This window comes from Enterobacter cloacae complex sp. P6RS, from assembly GCF_014982245.1.
In the GTDB taxonomy this organism is placed as follows: domain Bacteria; phylum Pseudomonadota; class Gammaproteobacteria; order Enterobacterales; family Enterobacteriaceae; genus Enterobacter; species Enterobacter bugandensis.
The window spans coordinates 142,402-162,538 of sequence record NZ_JADCLB010000020.1; the positions used below are offsets into that span (position 1 = coordinate 142,402).

The window sequence follows — 20,137 nt, forward strand, 5'->3', positions numbered from 1 at the left end:
GCCTTTATCCCGAAGACAAATGCACCGCCGTTGGCGCACCGTCAAAAATGGTTAATTGAATAATGCAAAGCCAGTGCCAGGTTTAAAGACCCTCTTTCAGGGCCGAAAACCGGGTTTTGCCCGCGTTCGCGCACCTCAATCAGGCATAAAATGCCCGCTGATTGTGCAGCTACTTCTTTGGTGTTACCTGCCAGACGCTCTTCACCGTAAGCAGCGCGCGGGCGATATCGACCATGCGCTGGTTCTTGTCCATCGCCATTTTGCGCAGCGTCGTCCAGGCCTGTTCTTCACTCATGTTCTGGTGGGTCATCAGCACGCTTTTGGCTTTATCAATGGTTTTGCGCTCCTCAAGCGTATCGCGCAGCGACGCGAGCTGGCGGGAAAGCTGCTCTATCTCTCGTGCCTGCTGGCGAACCAGGGTCAGCAGCGGTTTATCCGGGTAGTGCGCCAGCGGATCGTCCTGTTCATCCCCGGGAAGCGGGTACGCCTCGTCGCGCTGAATACGCTCATCCACCGCGACCATCAGATCGGCGATGATCGTCTCCTCCAGCGCGCGCAGATGCTCCAGCCGCGCCGTTTGCAGCGCAAACCAGGCGAGTGCGGTATGGCCATTGTCTGCAGCAGGCTGGCGGGTACAGGCCACGCGCCGGAGCTGCTCCGTCTCACGATCGGGCTGACAATTAAGGGAGAACGAAGTCTGCACGTCGGCCTGGCTGTGGGAGAGAAAGATCTCAAAGCAGGCCTGCTGTCCGTCAATGCGGTCAACCAGCCGCTGGCGGGTCACATCATCGAAAAAGCCCTGCGTGAAGCCAATTGCCCCCAGGGCCCGCTCTTGTCCCGCCAGCTCTTTCCCCTGCATCAGGCTATATAGCGCGACGAAACGGCCCGCGATTTGCGGGTCGTCAATGCTGTCATTAAGCTGCGGTACAATACTGAGCAGGTGGCGCAGCATGCGGGAGTAGTGCTCCATTGCCTGCGGAGCCGTTAGCGTTTGCCGATTTACACCGTCGCGCAGCGCGGGAAGCGTCTCCAGCGTGAGCAGCGCATTGCCGATACGTTCGCAAACGGCGCTTCCCGGAAAGGCGGACTGTTTTCCAAGAATGTCGTTCAGTGCAGCAAGGTTTTCGTCCACCAGCGCCCGGCTTGCTTTGCATTCAGGCGCATAGAGCTTACCCTGTGAGCAGAGCCAGACGTTAGATGCGCCGCGCTCGCACTGGAGCATATGCACCAGCTGGCTAATACCGCGTACCAGCACGTTCAGCTGCGCCAGCCTGCTGAGCTGCTCCCGGCGCATCCGCCTTGCGCGCTGGAGCCATTCGGTTGCACCTGGCGAAATGCCGGCCATTAATGTCATGCTTACTCTCCCGGACAGCGAAACTCCGGGGAAATTAAGCAATATTCGTGCCTTTATAAGAACAGGAGTCAACATGCAGAAGATTGTGATCGTCGCCAACGGTGCGGCCTACGGCAGCGAATCCCTTTTCAACAGCCTGCGCCTGGCGATCGCGCTACGCGAAAAAGAGAGCGACCTGGTATTGCGGATATTTTTAATGTCCGATGCCGTGACAGCCGGGCTGAAGGGTCAAAAACCGGCGGAAGGCTACAACATTCAGCAGATGCTGGAGATCCTGACCGCGCAGGACGTGCCGGTAAAACTCTGTAAGACCTGCACCGACGGGCGCGGCATTACCGGGCTGCCGCTGATCGAGGGCGTAGAAATCGGTACGCTGGTTGAACTGGCCGAATGGACGCTGACCGCAGATAAAGTATTAACTTTTTAATAATAAACCCGTAAAAATATTATTTTCTTATGGACGCGGTTTCAGCATCAAGTTTACCTGCGGGGTTGCCGATAGGCATGGAAACAACACAGCAGGTATTTCACTTATGTTCAGATCCATTCGCGCACGCATTATCGCCGCGACGACAGGCTGCCTCGTCGTCGCCCTTCTTCTCAATACCGTAATTAACTTCCAGGTCACGCGCCAGGATAACCAGCAGTCCCAGCGCGATATTCTGACCAGCACCCGCGCCAGCCACAACATGGCGATTGCCGACTGGGTCAAAAGCAAAATGACGGTGATTACCTCCGCGCAGAGCATCGCGCTGGCTGACGATCCGGTTCCGGCGTTTAAGCAGCTTGCCCAGGCGGGCGGTTTCACCAACGTTTACGTGGGCTACGCCAGCAAGACGGCGAAATTCTCCGACCCGACAGGCGTCCCGGCGGATTATGACCCCACCGTTCGTCCCTGGTATCAACAGGTGGTGAGCACGGACGGCCCGGTGGTAACGGCACCCTACGTTGATGCCGGGACCGGGAAGCTGGTGGTCACGTTTGCCGTGCCGGTGAAGGAGAATGGCGCTCTGAAAGCGGTGGTGGCGGGCGATGTCGCCATGGATAGCGTGGTGGCGAACGTGCGCGGGATCCACCCCACGCCGGCCAGCAGCGGGTTGCTTCTGAACAGCGACGGCACGGTGATTGCCGCCAACGAGCCGGCCCTGACGCTGAAGCCGTTTGCCGAGACGATCAAAGGCATTGACCTTGCGGCGCTGAAGAGCGGTAATCCGGTCGACGGAACGCTGAATGACGAGGAAAAAACCTTTATCGCCTCAGCCGTGCCGGGCACGAACTGGCTCCTGGTCGTCGCCCTCGACAGCAGCGATGCCACCTCCGGCATGCGTTCCCTGCTGAAAGCGTCGGCGATTTCGCTGGTGATCCTCGCACTCCTGAGCGGCGCCATTGTTCACGTCCTGATTGCCCGCCTGCTGAAGCGCCTGTCCGACATTCGTGACGCGATGCACAACATTGCCAACGGCACTAACGATCTGTCCCAGCGCCTGCCGGACAGCGGCGATGACGAAGTGGCGCAAATTGCGCAGGCGTTTAACGCCTTCAGCGATAAGCTCTCGGTGGTAATGGTTCAGCTCCGCGACGCCAGCGCCTCGGTGAAAAACGCCGCGCAGGAGATTGCGGCAGGTAACCAGGATCTTTCAGGCCGTACCGAGCAGGCGGCGTCCAGCCTTCGCGAAACCGCCAGCGCAGTGGAAGAGATCACCGCCTCTGTCACCCAGTCGAATGAATCGGCAGCAGAAGCCAACGATCAGGCCAGCAAGGCCTCTGCGGCCGCAGCGCGCGGCGGTGAAGTGGTTTCGCAGGCCATCAGCACCATGCAGTCCATCGAAGTGGCGTCCGCTAAGATTGGCGATATCACCAGCGTGATCGACGGCATCGCCTTCCAGACCAACATTCTGGCGCTGAACGCCTCCGTCGAGGCGGCGCGTGCCGGTGAGCAGGGCCGCGGGTTCGCCGTGGTTGCCGGTGAAGTGCGGAACCTCGCCAGCCGCAGCGCCCAGGCGGCGAAAGAGATCAAATCGCTTATCGACTCCACCACCGACAGCGTAGCCACCGGCTCGCGCTACGTGCATCTGGCCGGGGAAAGCATGGATGAGATCCGCTCCAGCATCGGCAGCGTCTCCGGCATCATGCGCGAGATCTCGATTGCCACCAGCGAGCAGATGAAAGGCATTCACGAGATCAACCACGCGGTGACCCATCTCGACAGAATGGTGCAGCAGAATGCCGAGCTGGTGGTGCAGTCCGCCGCGGCCGCCAGCGCATTGCAAAGCCAGGCGGGCGACCTTGCTGAAACCGCCGGCCATTTCCGCATTTAATTTTCTTCAGGCGCGCGTTAAACAGGGTAAACGCGCGTCAGCTGAAAGGTTTCAGGAATTTTGTCATTTTTGTTTAATCGTTATGCCATTTTTTGATCAAAATCAGCATCCCTCGCTCCCCGCTTTGGTGTTATGCAATGAGTATTTTGTGAACAACATCACGCTCGGGATGGGCAAAATCGACGGGGTAGAAAATGGCACTGGTGAAAACAAGTTTGAAACTGTTTGGCGGGGATACGGTGGTGGTGCGTTGCTCAGAGCGCTGTCGTATTCATCTGATGAGTGCGAAAGCACAGAAGCAATCCCAGGCGGATATTCTGACCGTGCAGGATGACAAGGCCTGGCTTACCGTGCCGTATACCGGCACGTGGGATGTGCTGATCGACAGCCACAGCCAGTCGCTGGAGCATTCGGTCAGCTACGTGGCAGCGTAATTTAAACGCCCGGCTCGCCGGGCGTATTCTCAGGCAAAACCCGGTCGCAGCGTGCTGTTGAGCGGGTTCCCTTCCAGCAGCGCCTTCACTTTCACCACCAGCTCATTCAGACAATCGTCCTGCATGCCGAGGCGGGTCAGCTCCTGATCGAGGGAGAAGAGATATTGCGCGTTGGTGCCCAGCGGCCCGCTGGCGGCGGCAATTAACGGGGCAATCACCTGCGTGCGGGTGTCCGCTTCATACAGCGGGTGGCGCGGATCCATAATAAACACCAGCGCGTTAACGGTGCGCCCGTCGTCGAGCTCCAGCTTGCACCAGCTCGGCATATAGCAGCCGGTGATCATCTCGCGCTTCCAGAGCAGCGTCAGCTCCTCTTCGAGCGTGGCATCCGGAAGGCGATACGCGACGCCCGTGGTGCGTCCGCCCTCTTTTAGTGCAAGCATGCGCCCTGGCTGACAGGCACTGCCGCGTCCGGCCGTCAGGCGCAGGCAAAATGCGCGATGCCAGCCGGGCAGCGTGCCGGTTGCCGATTCAACAAATTCGAGAGCCGGGTTCCACATCAGTGAACCGTAGCCAAAAATCCATACCGGGCCATCATCCGGGCGGCAGGCAAGCGTAGCAGCGAGCGACGCCGCACGTTGTTCAGCTGACCAGAGAAGCGATTCCTCAATAGCACCAAATGCCGTCTTACAATCTGCCTTCATTAAGAAATCACGCGTTAACACTTTACACCTCCGCCACTGCATGCTTCCTTGCGACATCTGTAATTCGCCTTCCCGGCATTCTGTGCTGGTCATTTTGCCAGCAGTCAAATTACGATAAGCAATTAGCGGACCAGTTGCAATACAACGGCAGTTCAACCGCCTGAAAAGTCAAAATGAAGGCAGCGAATAATTTCACGGCTATTTCTTCTTATGCCATTTATCATCGTCTCCTTTCTCATAGTCATGTTTTACTGCGGCCCAGGCGACCTTGTGCGCCGTCTCTTCCCGGCTGGCATCATCCCGCCGATCGTCTTTATCTTTGTACTGATCCCAGGCGCTGTTAAACGCTTCTTTGTAGATATCCTGCGCGTGTTCGGGCAGGACGTTTTTCACGTTATCGGGTAATTCGCGTTTCGTTTTATATGGCATCACTAACCTCTCTTTTGCCTAAAGAGTTAAGTGTGGACGACGATACGCCGGTGTGCCAGCCGGTCATAAACAATGAACGGATGAATTTCATAATTCATTGTTATTCAACATATATTTAAAAGAAATATCTTATTATAGGCATTAAACATGAAAACCATAACAAAGGGTAAAATTAAGTAAAAAATAAAGGTTATTTAACAGATTTCTGTTAATTTAATGCCCTTAAAATCTATCTATAATTACAAGCACCTGCATTGATGGAGAAGCACATGACAGCAACACACGAGGCGGTAAAGACCCGCCACAAGGAGACGTCTCTCATTTTCCCGGTTCTGGCACTGGCTGTGCTGCTCTTCTGGGGAAGCAGTCAGTCACTGCCAGTGGTGGTTGGTATCAATATTCTTGCCCTGGTCGGTATCTTAACCAGCGCATTTAGCGTCGTTCGCCATGCGGACGTATTAGCCCACCGCCTGGGCGAGCCTTATGGCTCTTTAATTCTCAGCCTTTCCGTCGTTATTCTCGAAGTCAGCCTGATTTCCGCGCTGATGGCAACCGGCGATGCCGCCCCGACCCTGATGCGCGATACGCTTTACTCCATCATTATGATTGTGACGGGCGGCCTGGTAGGCTTCTCTCTGCTGCTGGGCGGGCGCAAATTTGCGACTCAGTACATGAATCTTTTCGGCATTAAACAGTATCTGATTGCCCTCTTCCCGCTGGCCATCATTGTGCTTGTCTTCCCGATGGCGCTGCCGGGTGCAAACTTCTCCACCGGCCAGGCGCTGCTGGTCGCGCTGATTTCCGCCGCCATGTACGGCGTGTTCCTGCTCATTCAGACCAAAACGCACCAGAGCCTGTTTGTGTATGAGCATGAAGACGACAGCGACGACGATGACCCGCACCACGGCAAGCCGTCGGCCCACAGCAGCGCGTGGCACACGGTTTGGCTGATCGTGCATCTGATTGCGGTGATTGCCGTCACCAAGATGAACGCCAACCCGCTGGAGACGCTGTTAACCGAGCTGAACGCGCCGGTGGCCTTTACCGGTTTCCTGGTGGCGCTGCTGATCCTGTCCCCTGAGGGTTTAGGTGCGCTGAAGGCGGTGCTGAACAATCAGGTGCAGCGTGCGATGAATCTGTTCTTCGGCTCCGTGCTGGCGACCATTTCACTCACCGTGCCGGTGGTGACGCTGATTGCCTTTATGACCGGTAACGAGCTGCAGTTTGCGCTGGGCGCGCCGGAGATGATTGTGATGGTGGCCTCGCTGCTGCTGTGCCAGATTTCATTCTCCACTGGCCGCACCAATGTCCTGAACGGCGCGGCGCATATGGCGCTGTTTGTAGCGTATTTGATGACAATTTTTGCGTAGTCTTTTTGCCCAGCGGCGCTGCGCTTACCCGGCAATATGTCCCATAAAAAAACCCGCCGAAGCGGGTTTTTTTATTAGTTGCTGGTATCCAGCTCGTCGAAGCTTTTCACCAGATCGTCAATCGCTTTGATCTGCTTCAGGAACGGCTCCAGCTTATCCAGCGGCAGCGCGGATGGGCCATCGCATTTCGCGTTAGCCGGATCCGGGTGCGCTTCAATGAACAGACCTGCCAGGCCGGTCGCCATACCGGCGCGCGCCAGCTCGGTCACCTGAGCACGACGGCCGCCAGAGGCTGCACCAAACGGGTCGCGGCACTGCAGCGCGTGGGTCACGTCAAAGATCACCGGCGACTGGTTAGAGACGTTCTTCATCACGCTGAAGCCCAGCATGTCCACAACCAGGTTGTCGTAACCGAAGTTAGCGCCACGGTCGCACAGAATAATCTTGTCGTTACCGCCTTCGATAAACTTATCAACGATGTTACCCATCTGGCCAGGGCTCACGAACTGCGGTTTTTTCACGTTGATCACGGCACCGGTTTTCGCCATCGCGGCAACCAGGTCGGTCTGACGCGCCAGGAACGCCGGAAGCTGGATTACGTCTACCACGTCTGCCACAGGCTGCGCCTGCCAGGACTCATGCACGTCGGTGATCACTTTCACGCCAAACGTCTGCTTCAGCTCCTGGAAAATTTTCATCCCCTCTTCCAGGCCCGGGCCACGGTAAGAGTTGATGGAGGAGCGGTTGGCTTTGTCAAAAGAGGCTTTAAACACGTACGGAATGCCCAGCTTCTGGGTCACGGTCACGTAGTGCTCGCAGATACGCATGGCGAGATCGCGGGATTCCAGCACGTTCATACCGCCAAACAGCACGAACGGCAGGTCGTTTGCTACCTTGATATCACCAATGCTAACCACTTTTTGTTTCATAGGATCGCCTTATTCAGGTGTGAATCGGAATTAAGATTAATGCAGTGTAATTTGTTTGTGCGAGATCGCGTTGATCTGCGCGCGAATCATTTCGCTAATCGGATCTTCCGGACACTGCTCGACGAAATAGCTCAGATCGTTCAGCGCCACGTGCTCGCAGTCGAGCTGGGCATAGATAAGCCCGCGGTCGCGAATTTCGTAAGGATCTTCCGGATTAAACTGCAGCAGCACTTCACTGGCACGCAAGGCCAGCTCCATCTGACGCTCTTCCATCAGCGCTGACTTCAGCGTATCCAGCAGCTTGCGAATGACTTCGGCGTTGTCGGCTTCGTCGAGATCTTCGTTAAAGAGCTCGGCCACCGGGCTGATGTTGCCTTTCAGCCAGACGTCCAGCGTATGCTCGTCCAGCGTATCGCCGTTAAACGGATTAATGAGCCACATCTCACCGTCCAGCCACTCCGCACGCAGGATCATCTGCGTCGGGAAAATAACCGGCACCAGCGGAATATCCAGGCGGTGCGCAACCCACAGCAAAATAGAGCCCAGCGCAACGGCGCTGCCCTGACGATTTTTTAAGACCTGGTCCAGCCATAATGCGTCAGACAGGCGATACACGCCACGCGTGTCGCAGAAACCCCATTCGCCGTAGAAAAGCTCCAGAAGCTTCTCTAATTGCCAGTCCTGCGGGCGCGCCTGATTGATCTCTTCACGCGCCAGGCTGACCAGATTCTCCAGCTCATCGTAGACGTACTGCGACGTAAAATCGTCGCGTATCATCTCCGAAATCAGGATCATGCCATCGCAAAGCGGCACTTTATTAAATTCGAAATCGGCTAAGGACCTCATGACTTACCCCAGTAACGACTGAGCGAACAATGACGCTCAGGCGCGATAAAACTCAAAACGATATAGATGATAACGCCAAACTGCCTTTCAGTCAGCCTTACGCCTTTATCAGTAAATGGCAGATACCCGGCACTCAAGACCACTGCCCCAGCGTCAGGCGTTCGTTGCCGCCGTAGTCGCGGCAGGTTTCGACAGCGGCGTAGCCTGCCTGGGTAAACAGTGCCCGCACGGATTCTCCCTGCGTCCAGCCATGCTCCACGAGCAGCCAGCCGCCGGGAAGCAAATGCTCTCGTGACGTTGTCACAATGTGATCAAGATCGGCTAATCCCGCGTTGGCGGCCACGAGCGCCGTCAGCGGTTCGAAGCGAACATCTCCCTGCGCAAGGTGCGGATCATGTTCGTCAATGTAAGGAGGATTGCTGACAATCATCGCAAATGAGCGGTTCTCCAGCGCGGCAAACCAGCTGCTTTGCAGCACCGTTACGTTGCTGAGCCCGAGATGTTCCACGTTACGCAGCGCCAGCGCCACCGCGTCGGGCATCACATCCACTGCCGTCACATCGCAGTCAGGCCGCTCGCTGGCCAGCGCCAGCGCGATAGCACCGGTGCCAGTACCGAGATCGAGAATGCTGCAGGCCGCTGCGGGTAAACGTGCCAGCGCCTGCTCCACCAGACACTCGGTATCCGGACGCGGGATCAGCGTCGCCGCCGAGACGTAAAGCGGAAGCGACCAGAACTCGCGCTCACCGACAAGGTGGGCCACCGGCTCGCCGTTTTTACGGCGGGCAAGCAGCGCGGCGAGCCGTGCTTCCTGCTCTGCAGTTAGCTCAGTTTCGCCGAATGCCAGCAGGTACGTGCGGGCTTTACCCGTCACATGCTCAAGCAAAATTTCGGCGTCGCGCTTCGGGCTTTCGCTTTTGCAAAGCTCAGCGGCCGCCTCGCGTAACCAGCGCTGAAAATCCATTATTCCTGCTCGGACAGCGCCGCCAGCTGGTCGGCCTGGTATTCCTGCACGATAGGCTCAATCAGCATATCCAGCTTCCCTTCCATCACCTCGTCCAGACGGTACAGGGTCAGGTTGATGCGGTGGTCGGTCACGCGCCCCTGAGGGAAGTTGTAGGTGCGGTTACGGTCGCTGCGATCGCCGCTGCCCAGCAGGTTACGACGCGTAGAGGCTTCCGCCTGCTGACGCTTCGCCATTTCCGCCGCGTGGATGCGCGCGCCCAGCACGGACAACGCTTTGGCTTTGTTTTTGTGCTGCGAACGTTCGTCCTGACACTCCACCACGATGCCGGTCGGCAGGTGGGTAATGCGGATGGCGGAGTCGGTGGTGTTAACGTGCTGACCGCCCGCCCCGGAGGAGCGGAAGGTGTCGATGCGCAGGTCCGCCGGGTTGATGTCCGGCAGTTCCGCTTCTGGCAGCTCCGGCATCACCGCCACCGTACAGGCGGAGGTATGAATGCGGCCCTGAGATTCGGTGGCCGGAACGCGCTGCACGCGGTGACCGCCGGATTCAAACTTCAGACGTCCGTACACGCCGTCGCCGCTGATCTTGGCGATAACCTCTTTGTAGCCGCCATGTTCGCCTTCGTTGGCGCTCATGATCTCCACGCGCCAGCGGCGCGATTCGGCGTAGCGGCTGTACATGCGGAACAGATCCCCGGCAAAGAGCGCCGCTTCGTCACCGCCGGTACCGGCGCGCACTTCGACAAACGCGTTACGTTCATCGTCCGGATCTTTCGGCAGGAGCAGCACCTGAAGCTGCTGCTCCATCTCTTCGGAACGCGCTTTTGCATCCTGCAGCTCTTCCTGCGCCATCTCGCGCATCTCAGGATCGTCGAGCATCATCTGCGCGGTTTCAATATCTTCCTGAACCTGTCGCCAGTCGGTAAAGCATTTTGATACATCACTCAACTGCGCATATTCACGCGAAAGCGCGCGAAAACGTTCCTGGTCTGCGATAGTCCCGGCATCGCCGAGCAGCGCCTGTACTTCTTCATGGCGCTCGTGCAGAGCTTCCAGTTTAGCGACGATAGAAGGCTTCATAGGCGTAAGTGCACCTTGTCTTAGAAAATGGGTATAGGGCGCTATTCCAGCCCGAGGCTGTTGCGCAGAATAGTCAGGCGTTCATCATCCCCGTCACGGGCAGCCTGTTGAAGAGATTTGGTTGGCGCATGGATCAGGCGGTTGGTCAGCTTCCACGCCAGATCCTGCATAATCGCCTGCGCGTCGCCGCCCTGTTCCAGGGCCGCTAACGCTTTGGCAGTCAGGTCATCACGCACCTGCTCCGCCTGTCCGCGATACTCGCGGATGGTCTCGCTGACGCTTTGCGCGCGCAGCCAGGCCATAAATTCGCTGGTTTCCTGCTCAACAATGGTTTCCGCCTGCACCGCCGCCGCTTTACGCTGGGCGAGGTTGTGCGAAATAATGCTTTGCAGGTCATCCACGCTGTAAAGATAGGCGTTAGCCAGCTTGCCAACCTCTGGCTCAACATCGCGCGGAACGGCGATATCCACCAGCAGCATTGGCTGATTACGGCGGGATTTCAGCGCACGCTCCACCATCCCTTTACCGATGATCGGCAGCGGGCTGGCGGTAGAGCTGATAATAATGTCCGCCTCTTTCAGACGTTCATCAATATCGCTCAGCGCAACCACCTCGGCACCCACTTCGTCCGCCAGCACCTGCGCGCGTTCGCGGGTGCGGTTCGCGATAATCATCTTTTTCACTTTATGCTCGCGCAGATGGCGCGCCACAAGCTCGATGGTTTCGCCCGCGCCTACCAGCATCACGGTGACGGTCGACAGGGATTCAAAGATTTGCCGTGCAAGGGTACATGCCGCGAAAGCAACAGAAACCGCACTGGCACCAATGTCGGTTTCGGTTCGCACACGCTTCGCCACGGAGAAGGACTTCTGGAACATACGCTCCAGCTCGCTGGCCTTGAGATGCCCTTTCTGGGAATCTGCGAAGGCTTTTTTTACCTGGCCGAGGATCTGCGGCTCGCCCAGCACCAGCGAATCCAGACCGCTGGCGACGCGCATCAGATGGCTGACCGCATCATTATCCTGATGCCAGTACAGGCTGTTACGCAACTCGTCTTCGTTGAGATTGTGGTAGTCACATAGCCAGCGGATCAGCGCGTCGTGCAGGTTATCCTGCTCTTCCACGCTCAAATACAGCTCGGTACGGTTGCACGTCGAAAGCACCACGCCACCCTGCACCATCGGCTGTGCAAGCAGGCTGTCCAGCGCCAGGTCAAGCGTATCCGGCGAAAACGTAACGCGTTCTCGCAGCGAAACCGGGGCCGTTTTGTGGTTGATGCCGAGTGCTAATAGGGTCATGTTGAGCGGGAGTAGTACCAGCGTTAATAAGGTTAGCAGGACGCATCATACAGGATGCGCGAGATCAATAAAAGAGACCGCCTCCTTTCGGAGTAATAGGTTACTCAACGCTTTGAGATAATTTGAACGTAGACGGTAGCACTGCGGGGCGCTAGCATTAACAGTTATAACTGCAACGTATCTCAAGGATTTGTCCTCATTATGACCCGACTGATTCGCCTGCTGCCGCTGGCAGCACTGGTTCTGACCGCCTGTACTGTCACCCAACCAAAAGGCCCGGGCAAAAGCCCTGATTCACCGCAGTGGCGTCAGCACCAGCAGGACGTCCTTAATTTGAAGCAGTACCAGACGCGCGGCGCCTTCGCGTATCTCTCTGACGAACAAAAGGTTTATGCCCGCTTCTTCTGGCAGCAAACGGGGCAGGACAACTATCGCCTGCTGCTGCTGAACCCGCTTGGCAGCACCGAGCTGGAGCTTATCGCCAAACCGGGCGAAGCGCAGATCACCGATAACAAAGGCCAGCACTATACGGCGACCGATGCTGAAGAGATGATTGGCAAGCTGACCGGGATGCCAATTCCGCTGAACAGCCTGCGCCAGTGGATCCTCGGCCTGCCGGGCGAAGCGACCGACTATACGCTTGACGATCAATACCGTCTGAGCCAGGTCAACTACACCCAGAACGGCAAAACCTGGAAAGTGGTGTACAGCGCCTATGACAGCAAAAGTAAACCGTCGCTGCCATCAAACATGGAGCTGACCCAGGGCAGCCAGCGCATCAAGCTGAAAATGGACAACTGGATCGTTAAATGATGACCCACTGGCCTTCTCCGGCAAAACTGAACCTGTTTTTATACATCACCGGCCAGCGTGCTGACGGCTATCACACTCTGCAGACGCTGTTTCAGTTTATTGACTATGGCGACACGATTGCCATCGAGCCGCGTCAGGATGGGCAGATTTGCCTGCTGACGCCGGTCGACGGCGTGGCGCATGAGGACAACCTGATCGTCCGCGCCGCGCGCCTGCTGATGAAAGCCGCCGCGGAATCGGGCCGTCTGCCGGCGGGAAGCGGTGCGGATATCCGCATTGAGAAGCGTCTGCCGATGGGTGGCGGTCTCGGCGGGGGCTCATCCAACGCCGCCACCGTGCTGGTTGCGCTGAACCACCTCTGGGGCTGCGGGCTGTCGACGGATGAACTGGCTGGTTTGGGCTTAACGCTGGGCGCAGATGTCCCTGTGTTTGTTCGCGGCCACGCGGCCTTTGCCGAGGGCGTGGGCGAGATCCTCTCCCCGGTCAACCCGCCGGAGAAATGGTATCTGGTTGCCCACCCCGGCGTGAGCATTCCGACCCCGGTCATCTTTAAAGATCCTGACCTGAAAAGAAATACCCCGGTACGGTCAATAGAAACGTTATTAAATTGTGAATTCAGCAACGATTGCGAGGATATCGCAAGAAAACGTTTTCGCGAGGTTGATGCGGTGCTTTCCTGGCTGTTAGAATACGCGCCGTCGCGCCTGACCGGTACAGGGGCCTGTGTCTTTGCTGAATTTGACACCGAATCCGCCGCCCGTCAGGTGCTTGAGCAAGCGCCGGATTGGCTGCATGGTTTTGTAGCGCGCGGGATGAACACCTCCCCCCTACAGCAGGCCATTCTGGCGCAGACTGAGTTTCGGTGACAACGTCACCCTGTTCCAGACGTTGCATCGCGCTCTTTAATACACCGCCTGGATAGCCTTCGCTTAGGCCCCGCAGTTTGCGGCGAACGCTATCCACCACTGGACGCATGCCTGAGGTTCTTCTCGTGCCTGATATGAAGCTTTTTGCTGGTAACGCCACCCCGGAACTAGCACAACGTATTGCCAACCGCCTGTACACTTCCCTCGGCGACGCCGCCGTAGGTCGCTTTAGCGACGGCGAAGTCAGCGTACAAATCAACGAAAATGTACGCGGTGGTGATATTTTCATCATCCAGTCCACCTGTGCTCCAACAAACGACAACCTGATGGAACTGGTTGTTATGGTCGACGCTCTGCGTCGCGCTTCCGCAGGCCGTATCACTGCTGTTATCCCTTACTTTGGTTATGCCCGCCAGGACCGTCGCGTCCGTTCCGCGCGTGTGCCAATCACCGCTAAAGTTGTCGCTGACTTCCTGTCCAGCGTCGGCGTTGACCGCGTACTGACCGTTGACCTGCACGCAGAGCAGATCCAGGGCTTCTTCGATGTCCCGGTTGATAACGTATTCGGCAGCCCAATCCTGCTGGAAGACATGCTGCAGCTGAACCTGGACAACCCAATCGTGGTTTCTCCGGACATCGGCGGCGTGGTACGTGCCCGTGCTATCGCTAAGCTGCTGAACGATACCGACATGGCGATCATCGACAAGCGTCGTCCGCGCGCTAACGTTTCTCAGGTGATGCACATCATCGGTGACGTGGCTGGCCGCGACTGCGTGCTGGTTGACGACATGATCGATACCGGCGGTACGCTGTGTAAAGCCGCTGAAGCGCTGAAAGAGCGCGGTGCCAAGCGCGTGTTCGCTTACGCGACCCACCCGATCTTCTCCGGTAATGCCGTGAACAACCTGCGCAACTCCGTCATTGACGAAGTTGTGGTATGCGATACCATCCCACTGAGCGACGAGATCAAGGCACTGCCAAACGTGCGTACCCTGACCCTGTCCGGGATGCTGGCCGAAGCGATTCGTCGTATCAGCAACGAAGAATCCATTTCTGCAATGTTCGAACACTAATCGAACACGGCCAAAAAACCCGCTGCGGCGGGTTTTTTTGTCTCCGGGTTTTATTTGTATGATTAATGCCTCCTTCACCTGCCATTCACATGACAGATGATGCGCACACGGATGATAGATAATTGTGAAAAACGTAGCCTCCTCACATGTTCTGCCCTTTCGCGCCCTCATCGACGCCTGCTGGAAAGAGAAGTACACCTCGTCACGCTTTATCCGTGACCTGATTGCCGGGATCACCGTCGGAATTATTGCCATCCCGCTGGCGATGGCGCTGGCGATTGGCAGCGGCGTTGCGCCACAGTACGGTCTGTATACCTCGGCCGTTGCCGGGATTGTTATTGCCCTGACGGGCGGCTCGCGCTTCAGCGTCTCCGGCCCGACCGCCGCCTTTGTGGTGATCCTCTACCCGGTTTCACAACAGTTTGGTCTGGCAGGCCTGCTGGTTGCCACCCTGATGTCCGGCGTCTTTTTGATTCTGTTCGGTCTGGCCCGTTTTGGTCGCCTGATTGAATATATTCCCCTTTCCGTGACGCTGGGGTTCACCTCGGGGATTGGGATCACCATCGGAACCATGCAGATCAAAGATTTTCTCGGTCTGCAGATGCCCCACGTCCCGGAGCACTATTTACAAAAAGTGGGCGCGCTGTTTATGGCGCTGCCAACGGCCAACCTGGGCGACGCCGCCATCGGAATAGTTACCCTGGGGACGCTGATCGTCTGGCCTCGCCTCGGTATTCGCCTGCCGGGCCATCTGCCCGCCTTGCTGCTGGGCTGCGCGGTGATGGCTATCGTCAATATGTTCGACGGTCATGTCGCGACGATCGGCTCGCAGTTCCACTATGTTCTGGCGGACGGTTCGCAGGGTAACGGCATTCCGCAGCTGCTGCCGCAGCTGGTGCTGCCGTGGGACATGCCTGGTTCGAGCTTCACCCTGAGCTGGGATTCCCTTCGCGCCCTGCTGCCCGCCGCGTTCTCTATGGCGATGCTGGGAGCGATTGAATCCCTGCTGTGCGCTGTGGTGCTCGACGGCATGACCGGCACCAAGCACAAAGCCAATAGCGAACTGGTCGGTCAGGGCTTAGGCAACCTCATCGCACCATTCTTTGGCGGGATTACCGCCACGGCAGCCATCGCCCGTTCTGCGGCAAACGTGCGCGCAGGTGCGACCTCCCCCGTTTCAGCGGTTATCCACTCCGTGCTGGTGATTCTGGCGCTGCTGATCCTTGCCCCACAGCTCTCCTGGCTGCCGCTTTCCGCCATGGCCGCCCTGCTGCTGATGGTGGCCTGGAACATGAGCGAGGCGCACAAGGTGGTGAACCTGCTGCGTCGCGCGCCGAAAGACGACATCATCGTGATGCTAATCTGCATGTCGCTGACCGTGCTGTTCGACATGGTTATCGCCATCAGCGTCGGGATCGTGCTGGCCTCCCTGCTGTTTATGCGCCGCATCGCGCAGATGACGCGCCTCTCGTCGGTAAACGTCGAGGTGCCTGAGGATGTGCTGGTGCTGCGCGTGATTGGCCCGCTATTCTTCGCCGCGGCGGAAGGATTGTTCAGCGATCTGGAGTCCCGCATCGCGGGGAAACGGGTTGTGGTGCTGAAGTGGGATGCCGTCCCGGTACTGGATGCCGGCGGTCTGGATGCCTTCCAGCGCTTTGTGAAACGTCTGCCGGAAGGCTGCGAGTTGCGGGTCAGCAACCTGGAATTCCAGCCCCTGCGCACGATGGCGCGTGCGGGCGTGCAGCCGATCCCTGGCCGCCTTGCCTTTTATCCTAACCGTGAAGTCGCGTTAGCGGATCTGTGAATTATCTGATGCAGAGAAACGTCTCTGCATCATCACCCCGATCGCCTGCTGGAGCCATGCAAGCACGGCAGGCGTCATCCAGGTTCCTTTCATCAGATGCGGCTCCTGCTGCATAGCCGTACGAAACTTTTGCTGGGTCTCCGGGTTGGTGCCTGCGTAGGACTGGAACAATGCCAGCCAGTTTTCAGCCAGCTTTTGCGCCTCCTTCGAGTCAGGAGCGATATTGTCCCGCTGCGCCTGATGCAGTTTCGCCACCAGCGGCGGCCACTCCATCATGCGGTCAAAATAATGCGCCCGGGTAAAGGCCATCTCTTCGGCAGTGAGATACTTCTCCCATATGCTGAGCTTAGATTCCGCAAACGCGCGCGTGATGTAATCTGTCATCTCCGTGGTAATGCCGGTCTGCGCCTGCATCTGTGGCTCTACGCTGTGCATCTCGTTCAGCCGGGTGAGAAACTCCGGCTTGCCCGCCGTGTCCTGTTCAAGACGTTCCATCCAGCGCGTCGCCAGATCCATCGCCCGCGTGTCAGTAACGGGTATATCCTGTTCCAGCAGCGCGTTAGCCTCTGCCACCAGCCCTGACCAGATAGCCGCCAGCGCATCCTTCTGTACCGCAAACGGCAACTGCTGTAACTCTTCTTTGCTAAACCAGCGATCGTACATATTCATTAACTCCAGAGTCTGTAGCCAGGACTCCAGATCCGGCGTCGCATCGTCGGTAAGCCCGGTACGCAACTCCACCAGCCGGTCGCGCAGCGTGTGTATGCTGCGCAGCTGTTTATCCAGCAGCGTGATTTGCGCATCGAGTAGCTCGGTCAACGACAGCGACTCCTTTTCCAGAAAATCCCTGATTTCGGCAAGTTCCAGCCCCGCTTTTGCCAGCGCCTGGATCATGTGCAGACGCTGGACATCCGCCAGGTTGTAAAGCCGGTAACCTGCCGCGCTTCTGGCAGAAGGCAGCAACAGCCCTGTTTGCTCGTAGTGATGCAATGTCCGCACGGTGATACCGGCTCGTTTCGCCAGCTCACCCACCTGAATCAACATAACTGCTCCTTTTACTTTGCCAGTGCCACCACTCTGGAGCCTTACGTTACGTGAGGGTCAATATGCTATGCAAAAAAAAACGACTCCGGATGGAGTCGTTTCGATGTTCTTCATCATGCACTAGCTGTGCTTATGCTGGTCGCGACGACAGCGTTTGTCGTAGTGGCGCACCCACCAGTATTTATCGCAGACTTCCTCATGTCCGCTTACGCGCGCCCCGGCGAGCCACAATACTGCACCGAGGAAGATGCTCAATACCGCGCCATGCGCGAAGTATTGTGGGAGATCAAGCTGCGGCAGTTGGTTTAAAATGGAATAACCTACGCCGACTACCATCACGAACAGTCCCAACCCCATTAGCACGTTACCGAGCATCGAAGCGTTTTTGCGTTTCATATGTCACCTCCGGAACTTTGGGTTGTCAGGGGAAAAGCCCCTAATCCTTGTGTGTAAAGTATAGACAACGCCCCTTTTATGAGTTGCGTGAATGATCACAATTACGGATAACGCACAAACAAAAGTTTACAAATAAGGCGTTGAACAGCTTGAAATTCTAATTGTTCAGATGAGTAATTATTCGAATTTCGCCGGGATAACCGCAGAATTTTGTCAAGCGGCGCGCCAGACAGTAAACTACGCGCCAGATCTGGAACCCATTAGGAATTGAATCGTGACGATTAAACTGATTGTCGGCCTCGCCAACCCGGGCGCGGAGTATGCGGCCACCCGCCACAACGCCGGAGCCTGGTACGTCGATCTGCTGGCCGAACGGTTACGTGCTCCCCTGCGTGAAGAACCTAAATTCTTCGGCTATACCTCACGTATCAACCTTGCTGGCGCGGATGTTCGCCTGCTGGTGCCCACCACCTTTATGAACCTGAGCGGTAAAGCGGTGGCGGCGATGGCTACGTTTTATCGCATCAACCCGGATGAAATTCTGGTGGCTCACGATGAGCTGGATCTCCCGCCTGGCGTAGCAAAATTCAAGCTGGGCGGCGGACACGGCGGTCACAACGGTCTTAAAGACATCATCAGCAAGTTGGGCAATAACCCGAATTTCCACCGTTTGCGCGTGGGAATCGGCCATCCGGGCGATAAAAACAAAGTTGTCGGTTTCGTGCTCGGTAAGCCCCCGGTTTCAGAACAAAAACTGATTGACGAGGCGGTAGACGAAGCGGCGCGCTGCACTGAAGTCTGGCTGCAAGACGGCTTAACCAAAGCGACAAATCGCTTACACGCTTTCAAAGCGCAATAATCCGCCCGATACGGCTTTTTTACCGCGCGTCATGCGGGTTACGTGTATAATAGGCGTAGTTATTTACTTTTCATCAATCGGTTATCGTTAACGGATTGATTATCAAGATATTAAGGTGATTTAGAAATGGGATTCAAATGCGGTATCGTCGGTCTGCCAAACGTGGGCAAATCCACCCTGTTTAACGCGCTTACCAAAGCGGGTATCGAAGCGGCGAACTTCCCGTTCTGTACTATCGAACCTAACACCGGCGTTGTGCCAATGCCTGACCCGCGTCTGGACCAGCTCGCGGAAATCGTGAAGCCGCAGCGCATTCTGCCCACCACCATGGAGTTCGTGGACATCGCGGGCCTGGTAAAAGGCGCATCCAAAGGTGAAGGCCTGGGCAACCAGTTCCTGACCAACATCCGTGAAACTGAAGCGATCGGCCACGTTGTGCGCTGCTTCGAGAACGACAACATCATCCACGTAAACAACAAAGTGGATCCGGCTGACGATATCGACGTTATCAACACCGAGCTGGCGCTCTCTGACCTCGACACCTGCGAACGCGCCATTCACCGCGTGCAGAAGAAAGCGAAAGGCGGCGATAAGGATGCGAAAGCGGAACTGGCTGCGCTGGAAAAATGCCTGCCACAGCTGGAAAATGCCGGCATGCTGCGCGCGCTGAAAAACCTGACTGACGAAGACAAAGCGGCGATCAAATACCTGAGCTTCCTGACCCTGAAGCCAACCATGTACATCGCCAACGTTAACGAAGACGGTTTCGAGAACAATCCGTACCTGGACAAAGTCCGTGAAATCGCCGCGGCAGAAGGTTCTGTGGTTGTGGCGGTTTGCGCAGCCGTTGAGTCCGATATCGCCGAGCTGGACGACGCCGACCGTGAAGAGTTCATGGCCGAGCTGGGTCTGGAAGAGCCGGGCCTGAACCGCGTGATCCGCGCGGGCTATGAGCTGCTGAACCTGCAGACCTACTTCACCGCTGGCGTTAAAGAAGTGCGTGCGTGGACCATCCCTGTCGGTGCGACTGCGCCTCAGGCGGCTGGTAAGATCCACACCGACTTCGAGAAGGGCTTTATTCGTGCGCAGACTATCGCGTTTGAAGACTTCATTACCTACAAGGGTGAGCAAGGCGCGAAAGAAGCAGGCAAGATGCGTGCGGAAGGAAAAGATTATATCGTTAAAGATGGCGACGTGATGAACTTCCTGTTTAACGTTTGATTTGTTTTGAATGAAAAAAATCCACGCTTAGGCGTGGATTTTTTTTACATGGTAAAGAGAATGATGTCGGCAGTCGCAAGTTTTAACGACTGAAAGGGATGCTGGTATAAACGCTCTGCTGGTCAGGCAAGTCTCTCACCTTTAGCAGGAATGCCCCCTCTGCGTATGCCAGTTTCATGCACTATTGTCGCTGTAATTTTAATGTTAAATGTGAATTTAGTACGAAGGTCCTGACCTAGACAACGCGTTACGCTTCATATCCCAGGAATAAAACCAATCATGCCAGCCATTTTGTATTACTGTATAACTACATACAAAAACCACTTTCTTTGA

Annotated in this window: 20 protein-coding genes and 1 pseudogene; 10 read left to right on the forward strand and 11 right to left on the reverse strand. The window is 56.7% G+C overall.

Annotated elements, in window-relative coordinates; translation table 11 throughout:
* Window positions 1-169: 169 nt before the first annotated feature.
* Window positions 170-1,354, reverse strand: a complete 1,185-nt coding sequence (gene nasR / locus INF73_RS14425) for a nitrate regulatory protein NasR (protein ID WP_193541880.1) — start codon at window positions 1,352-1,354, stop codon at window positions 170-172.
* Between the two features lie 73 nt (window positions 1,355-1,427).
* Between nasR and INF73_RS14430 the strand changes: the two genes are divergently transcribed.
* The 3 genes from INF73_RS14430 (at window position 1,428) to INF73_RS14440 (ending at window position 4,106) form a co-directional block, all read left to right on the forward strand.
* Window positions 1,428-1,781: a DsrE/DsrF/TusD sulfur relay family protein gene (locus tag INF73_RS14430; protein WP_028013455.1), complete on the forward strand. Its 354-nt coding sequence runs from the start codon at window positions 1,428-1,430 to the stop codon at window positions 1,779-1,781.
* A 106-nt stretch (window positions 1,782-1,887) separates the two neighbouring features.
* Window positions 1,888-3,672, forward strand: coding sequence for a methyl-accepting chemotaxis protein (locus INF73_RS14435; RefSeq protein ID WP_193541882.1), 1,785 nt, complete (start codon window positions 1,888-1,890; stop codon window positions 3,670-3,672).
* Window positions 3,673-3,866: 194 nt separating this feature from the next.
* Window positions 3,867-4,106 carry a DUF1883 domain-containing protein gene (locus INF73_RS14440; RefSeq protein WP_013096243.1) on the forward strand — a complete coding sequence of 80 codons (240 nt, stop codon included), beginning with the start codon at window positions 3,867-3,869 and terminating at the stop codon, window positions 4,104-4,106.
* 29 nt (window positions 4,107-4,135) lie between these two features.
* Here the strand turns inward: INF73_RS14440 and INF73_RS14445 are convergent, their stop codons facing one another.
* Window positions 4,136-4,831: a gamma-glutamylcyclotransferase gene (locus tag INF73_RS14445; protein WP_028013457.1), complete on the reverse strand. Its 696-nt coding sequence runs from the start codon at window positions 4,829-4,831 to the stop codon at window positions 4,136-4,138.
* A gap of 177 nt (window positions 4,832-5,008) precedes the next feature.
* The gene (gene chaB, locus INF73_RS14450) at window positions 5,009-5,239 is read right to left on the reverse strand and encodes a putative cation transport regulator ChaB (RefSeq protein WP_014884191.1); all 231 of its coding nucleotides are present in this window, start codon (window positions 5,237-5,239) and stop codon (window positions 5,009-5,011) included.
* A gap of 269 nt (window positions 5,240-5,508) precedes the next feature.
* Here chaB and chaA point away from each other — a divergent pair, with 269 nt between their 5' ends.
* The gene (gene chaA / locus INF73_RS14455) at window positions 5,509-6,609 is read left to right on the forward strand and encodes a sodium-potassium/proton antiporter ChaA (protein WP_008499517.1); all 1,101 of its coding nucleotides are present in this window, start codon (window positions 5,509-5,511) and stop codon (window positions 6,607-6,609) included.
* A 74-nt stretch (window positions 6,610-6,683) separates the two neighbouring features.
* On the opposite strand, the gene kdsA is transcribed toward chaA, so the two are convergent.
* The 6 genes and pseudogenes from kdsA to hemA all read right to left on the reverse strand — a co-directional run bounded on the left by kdsA (window position 6,684) and on the right by hemA (window position 11,728).
* Window positions 6,684-7,538, reverse strand: coding sequence for a 3-deoxy-8-phosphooctulonate synthase (kdsA, locus tag INF73_RS14460; RefSeq protein WP_028013459.1), 855 nt, complete (start codon window positions 7,536-7,538; stop codon window positions 6,684-6,686).
* Between the two features lie 36 nt (window positions 7,539-7,574).
* Complete coding sequence (gene sirB1, locus INF73_RS14465; RefSeq protein ID WP_028013460.1) at window positions 7,575-8,384, reverse strand: invasion regulator SirB1; 810 nt, start codon at window positions 8,382-8,384, stop codon at window positions 7,575-7,577.
* Window positions 8,385-8,425: 41 nt separating this feature from the next.
* Window positions 8,426-8,515, reverse strand: a pseudogene (locus tag INF73_RS22100) (siroheme synthase); the annotation flags it as partial.
* Window positions 8,516-8,517: 2 nt separating this feature from the next.
* Window positions 8,518-9,348 carry a peptide chain release factor N(5)-glutamine methyltransferase gene (gene prmC, locus INF73_RS14470; protein ID WP_193542760.1) on the reverse strand — a complete coding sequence of 277 codons (831 nt, stop codon included), beginning with the start codon at window positions 9,346-9,348 and terminating at the stop codon, window positions 8,518-8,520.
* Window positions 9,348-10,430 (reverse strand): peptide chain release factor 1, encoded by a 1,083-nt coding sequence (prfA, locus tag INF73_RS14475; RefSeq protein WP_021240360.1) that lies wholly within the window; start codon window positions 10,428-10,430, stop codon window positions 9,348-9,350. Before prfA ends, prmC begins: the two co-directional genes overlap by 1 nt.
* A 41-nt stretch (window positions 10,431-10,471) precedes the next feature.
* Entirely contained in the window at window positions 10,472-11,728 is a 1,257-nt protein-coding gene (gene hemA / locus INF73_RS14480) for a glutamyl-tRNA reductase (RefSeq protein ID WP_021240361.1), read from the reverse strand.
* A gap of 201 nt (window positions 11,729-11,929) precedes the next feature.
* Between hemA and lolB the strand changes: the two genes are divergently transcribed.
* The 4 genes from lolB (at window position 11,930) to dauA (ending at window position 16,284) form a co-directional block, all read left to right on the forward strand.
* Window positions 11,930-12,541: a lipoprotein insertase outer membrane protein LolB gene (gene lolB / locus INF73_RS14485; protein ID WP_028013462.1), complete on the forward strand. Its 612-nt coding sequence runs from the start codon at window positions 11,930-11,932 to the stop codon at window positions 12,539-12,541.
* A complete protein-coding gene (gene ispE, locus INF73_RS14490) occupies window positions 12,538-13,407 on the forward strand; it encodes a 4-(cytidine 5'-diphospho)-2-C-methyl-D-erythritol kinase (protein ID WP_028013463.1) in 870 nt (289 codons plus the stop codon). The genes lolB and ispE overlap by 4 nt, the downstream gene beginning before the upstream one ends.
* A 125-nt stretch (window positions 13,408-13,532) precedes the next feature.
* Window positions 13,533-14,480 carry a ribose-phosphate diphosphokinase gene (prs, locus tag INF73_RS14495; protein ID WP_003856663.1) on the forward strand — a complete coding sequence of 316 codons (948 nt, stop codon included), beginning with the start codon at window positions 13,533-13,535 and terminating at the stop codon, window positions 14,478-14,480.
* Between the two features lie 124 nt (window positions 14,481-14,604).
* On the forward strand, window positions 14,605-16,284 hold the full coding sequence (gene dauA, locus INF73_RS14500; protein WP_193542762.1) for a C4-dicarboxylic acid transporter DauA: 1,680 nt from the start codon (window positions 14,605-14,607) through the stop codon (window positions 16,282-16,284).
* On the opposite strand, the gene INF73_RS14505 is transcribed toward dauA, so the two are convergent.
* On the reverse strand, window positions 16,270-17,328 hold the full coding sequence (locus tag INF73_RS14505; protein WP_193542765.1) for a MerR family transcriptional regulator: 1,059 nt from the start codon (window positions 17,326-17,328) through the stop codon (window positions 16,270-16,272). The genes dauA and INF73_RS14505 overlap by 15 nt on opposite strands.
* 120 nt (window positions 17,329-17,448) lie before the next feature.
* On the reverse strand, window positions 17,449-17,724 hold the full coding sequence (gene ychH / locus INF73_RS14510; protein WP_028013466.1) for a stress-induced protein YchH: 276 nt from the start codon (window positions 17,722-17,724) through the stop codon (window positions 17,449-17,451).
* 274 nt (window positions 17,725-17,998) lie between these two features.
* Here ychH and pth point away from each other — a divergent pair, with 274 nt between their 5' ends.
* Window positions 17,999-18,583, forward strand: a complete 585-nt coding sequence (gene pth / locus INF73_RS14515; RefSeq protein ID WP_048960163.1) for an aminoacyl-tRNA hydrolase — start codon at window positions 17,999-18,001, stop codon at window positions 18,581-18,583.
* Between the two features lie 126 nt (window positions 18,584-18,709).
* Complete coding sequence (gene ychF / locus INF73_RS14520; RefSeq protein ID WP_003856650.1) at window positions 18,710-19,804, forward strand: redox-regulated ATPase YchF; 1,095 nt, start codon at window positions 18,710-18,712, stop codon at window positions 19,802-19,804.
* Window positions 19,805-20,137: the final 333 nt, after the last annotated feature.